The following is a 15419-nucleotide window of genomic DNA, read 5'->3' as shown; positions in this document are numbered from 1 at the left end:
CAGCCATGTCGCCCAGGTTGGCCTGGGCGAGGAACTGCGTTCGGGCGCGGCAACCGAAAACGGCCGCGAGGTGGTGTTGGGCACGGTGTTCATGCTGATCGGCGAGAACAGCCGCACGGTGTCCCAGGCGGTGGCTGCCAAGCTGGTCGAGATCAACCGCAATCTGCCCAAGGGCGTGGTCGCGGTGACGGTGTACGACCGCACCAACCTGGTGGAAAAAGCCATTGCCACGGTGAAGAAGAACCTGGTCGAAGGCGCCATCCTGGTCATCGCCGTGCTGTTCCTGTTCCTGGGCAACATCCGCGCTGCACTGATTACCGCCATGGTCATTCCGCTGTCGATGCTGTTCACCTTTACCGGCATGTTCAGCAACAAGGTCAGCGCCAACCTGATGAGCCTGGGTGCGCTGGACTTCGGCATCATCGTCGACGGCGCGGTGGTGATCGTGGAAAACGCTATCCGCCGCCTGGCACATGCCCAGCAACGGCATGGCCGCATGCTGACCCGCAGCGAGCGCTTCCATGAAGTGTTTGCCGCCGCCCGCGAGGCGCGTCGGCCGCTGATCTACGGGCAGCTCATCATCATGGTGGTGTACCTGCCGATCTTCGCCCTGACCGGGGTCGAGGGCAAGATGTTCCACCCCATGGCCTTTACCGTGGTCATGGCCCTGCTCGGCGCCATGATCCTCTCGGTGACCTTCGTGCCCGCGGCCCTCGCGCTGTTCGTCACCGGCAAGGTCAAGGAAGAGGAAGGCCTGGTGATGCGTACCGCGCGCCAGCGCTATGCCCCGGTGCTGGCCTGGGTGCTGGTCCGGCGCAAGCTGGCGTTCACCGCCGCCGCCACCCTGGTGGTGTTGTCCGGGGTGATGGCCAGCCGCATGGGCAGCGAGTTCATCCCCAGCCTCAGCGAGGGGGACTTTGCCCTGCAGGCCCTGCGCGTGCCGGGTACCAGCCTGTCGCAGTCGGTGGACATGCAGCAGCGTCTGGAACGGGCGATCATAGCCCAGGTGCCGGAAGTGGAACGGGTGTTCGCCCGTACCGGCACGGCCGAAATTGCCTCCGACCCGATGCCGCCGAACATTTCCGACGCCTATGTGATGCTGCGTCCAACTGCGCAATGGGCCGACCCGGGCAAGCCACGGGACGAATTGATCGCCGAGGTGCAGCGGGCTGCGGCCAGCGTGCCGGGCAGCAATCACGAGCTGTCGCAGCCGATTCAGCTTCGCTTCAACGAGCTGATTTCCGGGGTGCGCAGTGATGTGGCGGTGAAACTGTTCGGTGATGACATGGACGTGCTCAACCGCACCGCTGCGCAGATCGCCAGCAGCCTGCAGGGCGTGCCTGGCGCCTCGGAGGTGAAGGTCGAGCAGACCACCGGCCTGCCGGTGCTGACCATCGACATCGACCGCGACAAGGCCGCCCGCCATGGCCTGAATGTGGGCGACGTACAGGATGCCATCGCCATCGCCGTGGGTGGCCGTACGGCCGGCACCCTGTATGAAGGCGACCGTCGCTTCGATATGGTGGTGCGCCTTTCGGAAACCCTGCGCACCGATGTCGACGGGCTGGCCAGCCTGTTGATCCCGGTGCCGGCCAGTGCCACTGCGGGCACCGGGCAAATCGGCTTTATCCCGCTGTCGCAGGTGGCCACGCTGAACCTGCAGCTTGGGCCCAACCAGGTCAGCCGTGAGGACGGCAAGCGGGTGGTGGTGGTCAGTGCCAATGTGCGCGGGCGTGACCTGGGCTCGTTTGTCGATGAGGCCGAACAGGCGTTGATTGGCCAAGTGCCGATACCGCCGGGTTACTGGACGCGTTGGGGTGGCCAGTTCGAGCAGTTGCAGTCGGCGACCGAGCGGCTGCAGGTGGTGGTGCCGGTAGCCTTGCTGCTGGTCATGGCGCTGTTGCTGATGATGTTCAACAACCTCAGGGATGGGCTGCTGGTATTTACCGGCATTCCGTTCGCCCTTACCGGTGGGGTGCTGGCGCTATGGCTGCGGGATATTCCGCTGTCCATTTCTGCCGGGGTGGGGTTCATTGCCCTGTCCGGGGTAGCGGTGCTCAACGGGCTGGTGATGATCGCCTTCATCCGTGGCTTGCGTGAGGAAGGGCGCACGTTGCGGGTGGCGGTCGAGGAGGGCGCGCTGACGCGGTTGCGGCCGGTGCTGATGACGGCACTGGTGGCGTCGCTTGGGTTCATCCCGATGGCCTTGGCTACCGGAACCGGGGCAGAGGTGCAACGGCCGCTGGCGACCGTGGTGATTGGCGGGATCTTGTCGTCTACCGCACTGACATTGCTGGTGTTGCCGGCGCTGTATCAGTGGGCGTATCGGCGGGAGGAGGAGGCGCAGGAGGGCTGATAATCCGGGGCGCCAGCTCCCACAGGGATCGCGGCTGTCGGCCTTGACGCAATCCCTGTGGGAGCTGGCTTGTCGTGGCGACGAACCGCGGCGATGGGCCGCGCAGCGGCCCCAGGATTTCAAACGGTACGACGAGCCTCACCGCTAGCGCCGTCCGCCGCCACGTCATCATGCAACGAAATCCGCGAAGTCTCCGGCAACGCCAACCCCCCGACCAACGCCACCAGGGCAATCACCACCAGGTAGAACGCCGGGGCCAGGCTGCTGCCGGTCTGCCCGATCAGCCAGGTCGCCACCAGCGGCGCGGTACCGCCAAACAATGTGTAGGCGACGTTGTAGGTAATCGCCGAGGCGGTATAGCGGGTGCGGGTAGGGAAACTTTCCGACAGCAACGCCGCGGTCACCACGCCGCTGCACAATGCCCCCACCGCCAGCAGTATCACCCCCAGCAGTGCGCCCGACAGCGAACCGGAGCTGGCCAGCCAATACGCCGGGAACACGCACAGCATCACCCACAGGCAGGTAAAGCCGATGGTCTTGCGCCGCCCGACCCGGTCCGAGAACGCCCCGGCCAGCGGGCAGCCGACGGCGGCGAAGAGCAGGGCCACGGTGGTTACCAGCAGCGACTGCGCACGGGTCAGGTTGCCGACCAGTTGCAGGTACGTGGCGAAGTAGGTGGTGAACATGTAGAACGACAGCGCCGTCAGCGAGATGAAAGCGCCCAGGTTACGAATCGCCCGGCCATGGTGACGCAGGGTTTCCTTGAGAGGCGAGTGTTCGTGCTGCTTGCCTTGAGCGACCGCTTCACGGAAGGCCGGGGTTTCTTCCATGCGCCAGCGCAGGTACAGCCCGACCAGCCCCAACGGTGCCGCGATCAGGAACGGAACACGCCAGCCCCAGGCACTCATGGCCTCGGCAGACAGGCTGGCCTCCAGGCCATAGGCGATCACCGCTGCACAGGCAAAGGCGGAAAAGGTCGAGACCGGTACGAAACTGCCATAAAAGGCTCGCTTGTCGCTGGGCGCGTGCTCCATCAGGTAGGCGCAGGCACCGGCATACTCGCCACCGGCAGAAAAGCCCTGCAGGCAGCGCGCCAGGGTCAGCAGCACGGGGGCGGCCAGGCCGATGCTGGCGTAGGTTGGCAACAGGCCGATCAGGGTTGTGGAGCCGGCCATAAGCAGGATGGTCAGCGACAGGATGCGCTTGCGCCCCAGCCGGTCGCCCAGCGCACCGAACACGATGCCGCCCAGTGGGCGCAGGGCAAAGGCCACGGCGAACACCGCAAAGGTCTTGAGCAAGGCTACGCTGGCGTCCTCGCTGGCAAAGAACTGGCTGGCGATCAGCGTGGCGAGAAAGCCGTAGACGGCAAAGTCGAACCATTCGACGAAGTTGCCGATGGCCGAGGCAGCGATCACCCGGCGCAGGGTGGCGGGGGATACCTCATGAGGTGCGGGCATGCGGGGGCTCTCCGGTTCCATTGGTAGTATTCGCCAGTAGATAACCGGGAGCGCAAGGGTGCTGTGTCGAGGGCGACCTCGGGATATTCGATTCAACCAGGGGCGCAGTGTTCTTACAGTCTCCCGACCTTCCACGGCGCGTATTCGAGTTCGCTGTAGCCCTGGGCCTTGCCCTGTTCGTCAGTACTGAAGCCGGGCAGCCGGCTCAGGTCCAGCGTCAGGCTCGCCGGTATCGGCGGTGGCGATACCGAGTTGCAACGCTTGCTGCATGTCACGGGTGAAGGTTTGCAGGCTGAGCGTGTCGGGCTCGGAGGCAGGACGGCTCTGGCAGCCTGTCAGCGCGATGAGGGTGACAACCACCAGCGCTGGGGACAACGGTCTGAACAGAGGGACTTCCTTGATGATGCAGGGGCCAGCTTTCATGCCGGCATGGGTGATGACGACCATTATCACTCAGGGCGGTCGACGGTTTTGTGGAGTTTGTGCGTAGGAACTGCCCTTAAGGACGATGCCAGCACCAGGCCGGCATCGCCCTGTGCATCAGAAGCGCATGTCCAGCGCCAGTTCGACGGTGCGCGGTGGCCCCATGTAGTACTGGCTGCTGTAGGCCTGCTTGGCGTACACCTCGTCGGTCAGGTTGCGCACGCGCCCGGTAAGCGTGGTCTGCTCATCCAGCCGGTAGCGGGCGAAGGCGCCGAACAGCGTGTACGCCGGGGCCTTGAGGCTGTTGGCGTTGTCGGCATACACCGAACCCACGTAGCGCCCGTCCGCGCCCACCGACCACGCCGCGGACAGGCTGTAGGTCAGCCACAGGTTGGCGACACTGGCCGGCACGTTCACCGGGGCGTTGCCCTTGCGCGACACCGACACGCCGTTGACCGCCTCGTTGAACTCATCGTATTGCGCATCGACATAGGCATAGTTGGCCTCGGCCAGCAGTCTCGGCGTTACCTGCAGGCGCCCGGACAACTCCACGCCCCGCGAGGTCTGCTGTCCGGCCTGGACCGTGAGGTTGGCGTCGTTCGAGTCGCGTACGGCAAAGTCCTTGCGCACGATCTGGTACAGCGCCAGCGTGGCCGCGCCGCGCCCATCGAGGAAATCGAACTTGCTGCCCACCTCCCACTGCTCGCCTTTGGACAGGTCGAACAACCCCACGTTGGAATAGGTCGCTGCCGCCAGCGAACCGGCAGGCAAGTCGGCCGAACTGCTGTACTGCGCATAAAGGCTGGCGTTGGCGGTCAACGCATAGGTCAGGCCGATGCGCCCGGACAGCGGTTCCCAGCGGCGCTCGAAATACGCCGGCGAGGTTGGCGTGACCGCACCGTAGTTGGTTACCTGCATGTCCAGGTAGTCGTAGCGCAGGGCGGTCAGCAGGGCCAGGCGCTCGGTGAGCTGCAGGCGGTTTTCGGCAAACACCGCGCGGTTGGTTACCTCGTGGCGGCGTTGCTTGGTCAGGCCGGCATTGACCCCGGGTATGTCATCGAAGCTGCCGGGGTCGAAGTGCTCGGCATCCACCACATCGCTCCAGCTGCTGGAAGTGGGGTAGAGGGTCTGGCGCATGCGCGAGTATTCCAGCCCCAGCGACCACTGGCTGGCCAGGCCAAGCAGCTGGTTGTCGTGGCGCACTTCGAGGCGGTCGCCCAGCAGGTTCTGCTGGTGGCTTTGCAGGTAGGGGCTGCTGCGCTGCACTTTGCCGTCGGGTGTATAGGCGTAGCGTTCGAGGTTGCGGTAATCGCGCTGGGCGTTGTAGTGGTACAGGGTGTTCTGCACGCTGGTGCTGTCGCTGACCTGGTAATCGAGGATCGAGCGCAGCCAGCGCACCCGCTGCTCGTAGCGGCCGTCGGCGACGTTGTAGTTTTCGAAGCGGCGGCTGTTGTCGATTTTCATCGTGCTGCGCCCGGGGAGGATCGGCGAGCCCCAGTAGGGGCTGTCTTCGCGGTCTTCCTGATACTCCAGCGCCAGGGTGTGGGTGAGGTTGGGCGCCAGATCGCTGAGCAGCGAGAACGCCAGGCTGTCGCTGTGCCGCTCGTTGCGGTCGACGTAGCCGTTGCCATGCCCGCGGCTAAAGTCCAGGCGGGCGAAGTTCCGGGCGTCGGCCGGGTTGCTGGCCAGTGCCTGGTTGATGCCGAACGCCACTTCGCTGTCGTCGAAACTGCCGTAGCGGATACGGCCGTCGACGATTTGCTGGTCGCGGCTGGCCAGCTTGCTGATGTAGTTGATCGAGCCGCCCACCGCACCGGCGCCATGCAGGAACGAGGAGGGGCCGCCGATCAGCTCGACCCGGTCGAGCACCCAGGCATCTATCGGTCGGGTGGCACTGCTGTAGCCCAGGTTGATGCCGTTGTACAACTGGGTGACCTGATTCTGGGTGAAGCCGCGGTAGGCGACGAAACCGCCAAAGCCGGGGTTTGCCGAGGCGTTGACGCCGGTCATGGCGTTGATCACGTCCTGGCTGTCCTTGGCGCCGCGTTCTTCGATCAGGCGGCGGTCCGAGACACTGACCGAGGCGGGCGTTTCCCGCGCGGTCAGGCCCAGGCGTGAGCCCGTGCGGATCGGCTCGTCCAGTTGTACGCCGCTGGCGGGGTCGCGCTCACCGTCGATGGTGGTGGCGCCCAGTTCCACGGCGGCGCCGTCGGCCCAGGCAAAGCTGCAGGTGCCCATCAGGAGCACCAGGGAGGAATGGCGAAGCATGTTGATGTGTCTTCCACGCAAAGGTCATGGCTGACCGCGAGCGCGCAGGCAGGCGCGCCCGGCTGAGGTCAGGCGAGATGAAGTATGGCTGCGGGGATGGCTGTGGGGGAGGCGCGAGGATTGAGCGCGGGGCGTAGGTAGCGCGGGGGCGGCTGCGCCCAGCTGCGCACGACGATGGGCGAGTTGGCAACGGCTTGCGCCGGGGTGAGCGACCAGCCGCTGCTGCCGAGCGGCACGGCCAGGCCAAATGAGGAGCACACCGGGCAGTCGAGCTGGGCCATGTGCTGGTCACCGCCGGCGCCATCGAGGTCGATGGCCACGCCGTGTTCGCTGTTGACCGAGCAGAAACCGCCTTCCAGGCCAGCCAGGCGCAGGCCGCCCATCTGGCCATGATGCAGGCCGCACAGCAACAGGCTGAACAGGACGCTGGCATAGAGCGTCCAGGCAGTCAGCGTGCGAGTGTGCCGGGTGGTTTTCATGGCGGCGAATCTACCACCCGGATGAACGGTCGGGTAGCTCTTTGACGCTACAATTTCACGCTGCCTTGCAGCCCTGTCGCCTCAAACCGGCAAACTCTGGTAGGGCAACTCGTCCCCCGGGCTGCGCTCGAACTGGCGCTTGTACTCGCGGCTGAACTGCGACGTGCTCTGGTAGCCCACCCGGTGTGCCGCCTGCGCCACCCCAAGGCCTTCGCCGATCAGCATCTGCTGCGCCTTCAGCAACCGCAGGCGCTTGAGGTACTGCATCGGCGCCATGTCGGTGCAACGTTTGAAATGCTCGTGGAACGTGGAAACACTCATGTTGGCGCGTGCCGCCAGCGCCTCCACGCTCAGCGGTTCGGTGTAGTGCTCGCGCAGGTGAGCGAGGGCGGCGCCGATGCGGGCGAAGTGCCCCTGTTGCTCCACCAGTGCCCGCAACACGCCGGCTTGCGGGCCGCGCAGGGCGGTGTACAGCACCTCGCGGACCCGCGACGCGCCTAGCACTTTGGCGTCCAGCGGGTCCTGCAGGCAGCGCAGCAAGCGCTCCACGCTTTCGCGCATGGGTGCGTCCAGCGCCGCCGAGGTCATCGATTGCGGTGTTTGCGCCTGCACCGCAACGTCCGGCGCCAGGTCCATGCGCTGCACCAGTTCACCGAGCACGGCACGGTCGATGTCCACCGCCACCCCCAGCAACGGCGCTTCGCGGGTGGCGAAGGTTTCACACATGAACGGCACCGACAATGCCTGCACCAGGTAGTGCCCCGCGCCGTATTCCAGGGTGCGTGGGCCGAGGCGGGCCAGCTTGCTGCCCTGCGCCAGGATCATCAGGCTGGGCTCATAGATCTGCGGGCTGCTGGCCACATAGTGGTCCCAGCTGAGTACCTGCACCTGGGGCAAATGCGTGGACACGAAACCCGGGCGGGTGGCGAGGCTGCGAATCAGTTCGCAGAGCGGCGCATTGGCATCGACGTGGCGGGTCAGTTGCATAGTGAACCAAGGCAGAGAATCAGACAGCCTGATCATCGCAGATTGGAGGCAGAGCGCCAGGTGTCCTATGGCATCTTCGGAGAATCAGGCATGCATGCCGGAGGATCAGCCGTGGGCGCGGCGGTAAACCACGCGCAGAATGCGCCGCCTGAATCGTTTCACTTCACTGCGAGGCCCTGCATGTACACTGCCATTGGTTACGCCGCCCAAACCCCCACCAGCCCCCTGGCCCCCATGACCTTCGAGCGCCGCAGCCCGCGCCCGGACGACGTCGCGATCGAGATCCTGTACTGCGGCGTGTGCCACTCCGACATCCACCAGGCGCGCAACGAATGGGGCATCGCCGTGTACCCGCTGATGCCTGGCCACGAGATCATCGGCCGCGTCACTGCGGTGGGTGGCCAGGTGACGGCGCACAAGGTCGGCGACCTGGTTGGCGTCGGCTGCATGGTCGACTCCTGCCGCCACTGCGAGGCCTGCGCCAAGGATCTGGAGCAGTACTGCCTGGAAGGCCCGACCATGACCTATGCCACCCCCGACCGCGTCGACGGCAGCAACACCATGGGCGGTTACTCCAGCAGCATCGTGGTCAGTGAGCACTTTGTGCTGCGTATCCCGGCCGGCATGGACCTGCCCAGCGCCGCGCCGATCCTGTGCGCCGGCATCACCACCTATTCGCCGCTCAAGCATCATGGCGTCGGCCCGGGCCACAAGATCGGCATCCTCGGCATGGGTGGTCTGGGCCACATGGGCATCAAGCTGGCCAAGGCCCTGGGCGCCGAAGTGACCTTGTTCACCCGCTCCCAGGCCAAGGCCGAGGAAGCCCGCCGACAAGGCGCCGACCACGTGATCGTGTCCACCGATGCTGAACAGATGCGCGCCGCTGCCGGCCGTTTCGATTTCCTGCTCGATACCATTCCGGTGCAGCACGACCTCAACCCGTACCTTGAAACGCTGAAGTTCGATGGCGTGCACATCCTGGTCGGCCTGATCGAACCGATCGACCCGGCGGTGCATGCTGCCAACCTGGTGATGAAGCGCCGGGTGCTGGCAGGGTCGTTGATCGGTGGGGTCGCTGAAACCCAGGAGGTGCTGGATTTCTGTGCCGAGCATGACATTCGCTGTGATATTGAGATGCTGGATATCCGCAATATCAACCAGGCGTATGAGCGGATGATTGCCGGGGATGTGAAGTATCGATTCGTGATCGACATGGCCACGTTGCAGCGCTGATTGATCGGTTGCCTGAGGTGGCCTCTGCGCGGGGGAAGCTACGGGGATCGCATCAAGGCTAACGGTTGCTGCAGGCCTTGCGGCAGGCCCTTGTCAGCCCTGACGCGATCCCCATGGGCTGGCCTGCCGGCGATCACCCCGGCGCATTCAGCAGGTCCGGTCACCCAGGCAAAAAAAGGGCCCGCAAGGGCCCCGTAGAGGTAAATGGCTAACGTCCTCAGGCGCTCTCGATCTTGCGCGGCGCCATGAAGTACATCCACACCAACGCCAGGAAGTACATGGCCGGAATCATGGTGAACAACACGGCATAGTTGTTGTGGGTAGCAGTCAGCACGCTACCGACAATCTGCGTCATGAACATGCCGCCAATCGCCGCGCACATGCTGCCGAAGCCGAACACTGTGCTCACCAGGTGCTTGGGTGTGTAGTCCATCACCAGGCTCCAGATGTTCGCCGTCCACGCCTGGTGCGCACCCACCGCCAGCGAGATGGCCGCCACTGCGACCCACAGGCCGCTGGCGTTTGCCGCGAAGGTGACGCTGAGCATGGTGCAGGCAAAGATCAGCATCGACACCAACCGCGCAGTGGTTGCGCGCACGCCGCGTCCGATCAGCCAGGACGACAGGATGCCGCCACCGATGCTGCCAAAGTCTGCAGTCAGCCAGATGATGATCAGCGGGATGCCCATCTGGGTCACGTCGATGCCCAGGCTGTATTGCTGGTTGAGGAACGGCGGCAGCCAGTACAGGTAGAACCAGAACACCGGCGCAGTAATCGCATAGGCCACTGCGAACGCCCAGGTGCCACGCAAGCGCAAGATGCGGCTGAATGGCACGCGAGTGGGCTCGGGCTCGTCATCCTGCTGGATGTACTCGACCTCGCTTTGGCGCACGCTGGGGTGGTCTTCAGGGTTGTAGTACTTCAGCAGCCACAGCACCACCCACACCAGGCCCAGGCTGCCCATGGCGATAAACGCGGCCTGCCAGCCCCACACCGCCAGGATCACCGGCAGCAGCGCCGGGGTGACCATGGCGCCGACGTTGGTACCCGCATTGAACAGGCCGGTGGCAATCGCCCGCTCACCCGCCGGGAACCACAGGCGTACGGTCTTCACGCAGGCCGGGTAGTTGGCGGCCTCGGTCAGACCAAGAATGAAACGGCAAACCATGAAACCGGCCGCCGAGGTGGCCAGGCCGTGGGCCCCGGTGGCCAGGCTCCATAGCAGCACGGCAAAGAAGAACGCGCGCTTTACTCCGACCTTGTCGATCAAACGGCCCTGCAGCAGGAAGCCGATCGCATAGCCGACCTGGAACCAGAAATTGATGTTGGCGTAGTCCATCGCCGTCCAGCTCATTTCCTTGGCCAGCACCGGCTGCATGATGCCGAGTGCGGCGCGGTCGATGTAGTTCAGGGTGGTGGCGAAGAACACCAGGGCAAGCATGCCCCAGCGGGTCTTGCCGACGCCGAAGGCGCCGCGAAGCTTGTCGCCGATCGAACCCTGAGGCATCCGGGTGGCGGCGGGGGTGATCTTGGAATGGTTCATAGACTGCTCGTTTCTTGAAATTGTAGTCAGCTGCGGTGCTACGGGTACGTGACCAGTTACCGGGCAGAGGGCACGCAAGGCCGGTGCATGGTGAGCAGTGATGCCGGCAGCGTCAATTCGAGAGACGGGCTACTGTTCGGTTATCGAACGGTTGCGTTGCCTGCGTGTGGGGCAGGGGCCGGTCAATTGATGAAGGTAGTCGGGACTGGCGCTGGATACAGGATGGCGCAAGTCGAGCGGGAGGGGGGAAGTGCGGGTTATGGACGTCATGCCAGCGTGCATTCAGGCCCAGGCAGTAGCCCAGCGCTCGACCTCGGCGCGGCCGTATTGCTCGATCCACGATCGCACTGTCTTGTGCAAAGTGCTTTTCGCTTCCACCACCTCGCCCGTGTACGGGTTCTTGTAGTACTTGCTTTGCCGCGCGCGGTAACGCGGGGATGGTGCTAGACGAGACCAATGCTGATAACTATCGTCGTATTCCTGCCGGCTCTGGCTCTCGAGGATGGCCACGACATTCGACAGGTTGAACTGGTATTCGGCAAGCAAGTCGTGGAGTTTGCATTCGAATTCGAATTCGCGTTTGAAATGGGGATTGACCTTGATGAAGGAAAGTTCGGATTTTTTAGCAGCGAGCAGGCGCTCCAGGGCGCGGAATTCGGCAAGGCGGGACATGGTTTATCTCCAGTAGGTAGTGGGATCAGTGTTAGTGGATTTTCACGACCAGCGCAAGTGTTGAAATAATTTGTGGGATTTTCGGGCAGCCGACGACCGTTAACGGCAAGATTGTTTAATGCCGGCAAGCCTTTGTAGGATTTTTCCTGCAAGAGTGAGTTTCAAACGACGTACGGTAAAGCAGGTTGTCCGGTAGAGTCGTCTGTTATTATGTAGAAAAGTTGTATCCCGCCCGGTCTGAACTATTGAGCAATAGGCAGGCTTTCTCGAAAGGGTTTAAAGCCATCGGTGTTCTTCGAGTTTGGGCAAGACTGAATTTCCTCCCGTCAGTGACACGAAATGGTCAGAGTGAGAAGGCCTACTTTGTATCTCAGTCTGTGACGTCACGGGTGACTTCCGCATTCCTTCTCATCAAGAATTTATAAACTTCCATTGAGCTACTTTATCTATGTATTAGATAGATTATAAGGTGTCCTCGTCGACCTGAACGCCAGCCATTCATAAGAGAGTAAACTATGTCGGTTCCTAATGCTGATCACAATCACGCCAATATCCTGAGTGTTCTTGAAGAAAATCCATTCTCTGAACGCGACTTTTTTTGGGAGAGACATAAATTCGAAAAAGATGGGTATCTTAAAATTAATGACTTAGTGGGTGCGGCGATCAAGGAGTTAATAGCGAAAGATGTCAAGAATTTGTTGTTGGCATTCTCCAAGCGAAGAGAGTTTCTGATTGAGTCAACTGGCAATACGCCGAGGTATTTGAGTAATGTCCCTCAGGAATGTATTGAACAGAACGGTCAATGGATACCGCTGGTTTATAATTCTAATTATATGTCGGGTCTGATCGAAGCTATCGTAGGGGAAAGTGTGATCCCCACGCCATGGAAGTGGGATAACTATATAATCAACTGCCAGCATAAAGAGGGAGATACCCACGGCTGGCACTGGGGGGACTATCCTTATACTATCATTTGGGTCGTAGAAGCCCCGCAAATTGAATGCGGGGGATTACTGGAGTGTGTTCCTCATACGCGTTGGGACAAAAAAAATCCTCGTGTCGAAAATCTACTGGTAAAAAACAAAATCGATTCGTATTTCCACGAGGCGGGCGATGTGTATCTACTCAAGGCGGACACGACTCTTCATAGAGTTAAGCCGCTAACTGTTTCAGTGGATCGAGTAATTCTAAATACGACGTGGGAGCGTGCGAAGGACAAGGATCGTCTTGTTGAGCATGAGACCTTTGTGTTTCGTGATTGAGCTAGGGGTAATTTGGTTATGAGGTTTTCACATGTAAACATCGTGACGAAAGACTGGAAAAGACTCTCGAAATTCTACATGGACGTCTTCGGCTGCGTTGTCGAAGGGCCCGTAAGACATTTGTCGGGAGCCGAGGTTTCCAAGGGGACAGGTGTAGCAAATGCTCATATCGACGGTGTACATCTGAAGCTGCCAGGGTGTACGTGTGGTCCTACGTTAGAAATTTTTGAGTACGATTGGCAATGTGTTGAATCAGTCAAGCTTGGTAATTCAAGAGGAATCACCCACTTAGCATTTGAAGTTTCGGACCTTGAAGCAGTTTGCTCAAACATCATTCGATGCGGTGGGTCAATGTTGGGGCGAATGTCCATCGTTCCGGTTGAAGGCCTAGGTACCTGTACTTTCGTCTACGCACGAGATGTGGATAGAAATATCATAGAAGTTCAGAGCTGGGAAAACCATGAAAAAAATTTTGGCGCAATTTGATCTCGTAAAACCAAAGTACTCAAGGTTGGATCGGAGGATGTCTGGCTTTTATAATAACGTTGATTATATAAATAGCTTGGCTGACAACGCCGCGGGCTTCATATGGCGCGAAACCGAAGAAGATATTGAGACTCTGGAAAGGTTATGGGGGGATAACTATCTGTATACGCTCTCCACATGGGACGATGTAGCTTCTCTGAGGAATTTTCTTTACCAATCAGCTCATTTGGAAATGATGAAATCCGGCCGCAAATGGTTCCACAAGTTGCAGCATGCCAGACTTGTTCTCTGGTGGGTGCCTGTCAATCATATGCCGACACTGCAAGAGGCGCATGAGCGTTTGATATATCTCTATGAAAAAGGTCCGTCCTATCATGCGTTTGATCTAAAAAGCAGCGATCTTCCGATTGTTTTATTTTGAGAGGGAAACATATGAATAATGTGAATCTTCCAGCACAGCAGTTGCTTGCTGGATTTTATAAGAAATTTTTGGGTTCTCCTGAAAGCTTGATATCTAACGGGCCTTCATTGGAATTTTTGAGGCGCGAAATCTATGAAATAGAAAGTGATTGGGTTGCAGCGGAAGAGCAAAAAGTGGAGGTCGAATCGCTGCCTAAGGGCAAAAAGGAATTTATCGAATGGTATGTGATGATGGAGCGGAAGATGAACTTAGATATTCATTTTTTCATAGAATTCCTTCGAGGGCAAGCTAGTCTGAAACAAATTGCATACTATATTTGCATGGAGGAACTTGTCGATGGTTCGTTTGATGATCTTATGGCTACAGTTCAGCTGGGAATGCCGATTGAACCTAAGATGGTTGCTGGCAGAAATTATTGGGATGAAATGGGGAATGGGGATTTTTCGCGTGTCCATACATCGATGTTTAAAGAGTCATCAAACCATATGCGGAAAGTCTTGAAGAGACTTGGTATTTCGGTTGAGCAGCCAACGCTTGAGTGTCTGATGAACGGGAATATGCTATTAATGTGGTCGATGCGGCGTGAGTACAATGTGAGGCTGATCGGAGCAATAGGCCTAGTTGAAGGTTCTGCCCCCGTGCGTTTTCGAGCGACTACGGAGGGTCTGGAGCGTCTTAAACAACCTGATAACGTGATTGCTTATCATAAAGCACATATAGGCATTGATGCCTGTCACAGTCGAGCCTGGTTAGAGGTAGTTTTAGAACATTATGGAAATTGTGGCAGTGAAGTAATTAGAGAAATGGGTTTAGGAGTCGCTATTCGTTATAATGTAGCCCTTCGTTATTATAACCATATGTACGATCTGATGCGAGGGCTGGACAATGACTGATAGCCTGGCTGTTGTAGTCGTTGATCCTTTAAGCTCAGCACTCCATTACGGTACAGCTATCCAGGCCAAGAAGTACCGTGCTGTTGCTTTGATTAGCGTCAAGAAGTTGTCGGTCGGACTTAGGCGTCTGCAAAATTTGAATGAGTTTCAGCACATTATTTATGCGCAAGATGCTGTGTCAGCGATTGGCATGCTGACTCAGTTTGAAGTGTGTGCGGTGTTGCCCGGTTCAGATCTCGGTCTCAGTCTTGCGGATGAACTAAGTGATCATTATGGCTTAGTGGGTAACTGGATGAAGACTTCACTGTCACGTTTCGATAAAGCGCATCAGAAAAGTGCACTTTTAGAGAAGGGTATTTCGGTCGCCTCGGGCGTAGAGGTAGTGCTACGACATTTCAATAAAATGCAATTGGATCACTTGAGATATCCCATTGTAGTAAAGCCCTGTCGGGGGACAGGGAGCAGGGATGTGAAAATATGTGCAAACTACGAGGAGGTGGTCGGCTCCATTTCAACCATTCAGTATAGCGACGAGGCTGAACGGAGAGATCCTAGAGCGTTGGTTGAGGAGTATGTAGCCGGTGAAGAATATTTCGTTGTTACCGCCAACTATGGCGAGGGGAGCAATAAACTACCGCTGTGCTTCGCGGTTTATGAAAAAATCACCAATCATGGCTGCCCTAGCATATATAAAAATATCCGGTCGCTGGCTCTAGATGACTTTAGGGCGGCTATGGCATTTGATTATATAAGAAATGTCAACGACGCTCTAGGCTTCTCCTACGGGATAAATGATGTGGAGTTCAAAATTGGTCCGGAGGGACCCGTGTTGATTGAACAAAATGGTCGCATGCCAGGTGCATTTGTACCAAAGTTGATTGAGGTTTGCACAGGTATTGATTGTTATGAATTGGCGTTGGATATATATCTAAGTAAAGA

General features: G+C 59.4%; 14 protein-coding genes. 7 read left to right on the top strand and 7 right to left on the bottom strand.

From position 1 onward, the window contains the following. Window positions 1-2356 (top strand): CusA/CzcA family heavy metal efflux RND transporter (locus HP546_RS14225; protein WP_172226257.1); only part of this gene is annotated, 2356 nt, incomplete at its 5' end. Between the two features lie 119 nt (window positions 2357-2475). Here HP546_RS14225 and HP546_RS14220 read toward each other — a convergent pair. From HP546_RS14220 to HP546_RS14200, 5 genes are all read right to left on the bottom strand, one after another. Continuing rightward, window positions 2476-3813, bottom strand: a complete 1338-nt coding sequence (locus HP546_RS14220) for an MFS transporter (protein WP_172226254.1) — start codon at window positions 3811-3813, stop codon at window positions 2476-2478. A 180-nt stretch (window positions 3814-3993) separates the two neighbouring features. After that, window positions 3994-4260, bottom strand: a complete 267-nt coding sequence (locus tag HP546_RS14215; protein WP_172226218.1) for a hypothetical protein — start codon at window positions 4258-4260, stop codon at window positions 3994-3996. Window positions 4261-4353: 93 nt separating this feature from the next. Then, window positions 4354-6504, bottom strand: a complete 2151-nt coding sequence (locus HP546_RS14210) for a TonB-dependent siderophore receptor (protein WP_172226251.1) — start codon at window positions 6502-6504, stop codon at window positions 4354-4356. A 68-nt stretch (window positions 6505-6572) separates the two neighbouring features. Next, a complete protein-coding gene (locus tag HP546_RS14205) occupies window positions 6573-6983 on the bottom strand; it encodes a DUF2946 family protein (protein WP_172226248.1) in 411 nt (136 codons plus the stop codon). Between the two features lie 81 nt (window positions 6984-7064). Continuing rightward, window positions 7065-7970 carry an AraC family transcriptional regulator gene (locus HP546_RS14200; protein WP_172226245.1) on the bottom strand — a complete coding sequence of 302 codons (906 nt, stop codon included), beginning with the start codon at window positions 7968-7970 and terminating at the stop codon, window positions 7065-7067. Window positions 7971-8150: 180 nt separating this feature from the next. On the opposite strand from HP546_RS14200, the gene calA reads away from it, so the two are divergent. Continuing rightward, the gene (calA, locus tag HP546_RS14195) at window positions 8151-9203 is read left to right on the top strand and encodes a vanillin reductase (RefSeq protein ID WP_172226242.1); all 1053 of its coding nucleotides are present in this window, start codon (window positions 8151-8153) and stop codon (window positions 9201-9203) included. A 217-nt stretch (window positions 9204-9420) separates the two neighbouring features. On the opposite strand, the gene HP546_RS14190 is transcribed toward calA, so the two are convergent. Then, on the bottom strand, window positions 9421-10746 hold the full coding sequence (locus HP546_RS14190; RefSeq protein ID WP_172226239.1) for an MFS transporter: 1326 nt from the start codon (window positions 10744-10746) through the stop codon (window positions 9421-9423). 282 nt (window positions 10747-11028) lie between these two features. Beyond that, window positions 11029-11418, bottom strand: coding sequence for a histone-like nucleoid-structuring protein, MvaT/MvaU family (locus HP546_RS14185; protein WP_172226236.1), 390 nt, complete (start codon window positions 11416-11418; stop codon window positions 11029-11031). Window positions 11419-11933: 515 nt separating this feature from the next. On the opposite strand from HP546_RS14185, the gene HP546_RS14180 reads away from it, so the two are divergent. From HP546_RS14180 to HP546_RS14160, 5 genes are all read left to right on the top strand, one after another. After that, window positions 11934-12680 carry an ArpA protein gene (locus HP546_RS14180; protein WP_172226233.1) on the top strand — a complete coding sequence of 249 codons (747 nt, stop codon included), beginning with the start codon at window positions 11934-11936 and terminating at the stop codon, window positions 12678-12680. An 18-nt stretch (window positions 12681-12698) separates the two neighbouring features. Continuing rightward, window positions 12699-13166, top strand: a complete 468-nt coding sequence (locus tag HP546_RS14175; RefSeq protein ID WP_172226230.1) for a VOC family protein — start codon at window positions 12699-12701, stop codon at window positions 13164-13166. Continuing rightward, window positions 13141-13587 (top strand): DUF3291 domain-containing protein, encoded by a 447-nt coding sequence (locus HP546_RS14170; RefSeq protein WP_172226227.1) that lies wholly within the window; start codon window positions 13141-13143, stop codon window positions 13585-13587. The genes HP546_RS14175 and HP546_RS14170 overlap by 26 nt, the downstream gene beginning before the upstream one ends. An 11-nt stretch (window positions 13588-13598) precedes the next feature. Then, window positions 13599-14480, top strand: a complete 882-nt coding sequence (locus HP546_RS14165; protein WP_172226224.1) for an iron-containing redox enzyme family protein — start codon at window positions 13599-13601, stop codon at window positions 14478-14480. Continuing rightward, the coding region (locus tag HP546_RS14160; RefSeq protein ID WP_172226221.1) for an acetyl-CoA carboxylase biotin carboxylase subunit family protein at window positions 14473-15419 on the top strand (947 nt) is incomplete at its 3' end. The genes HP546_RS14165 and HP546_RS14160, both read left to right, overlap by 8 nt.

Source organism: Pseudomonas sp. CM25 (assembly GCF_013179705.1).
GTDB lineage: Bacteria > Pseudomonadota > Gammaproteobacteria > Pseudomonadales > Pseudomonadaceae > Aquipseudomonas.
This window is presented reverse-complemented; position numbering and strand designations above follow the sequence as displayed.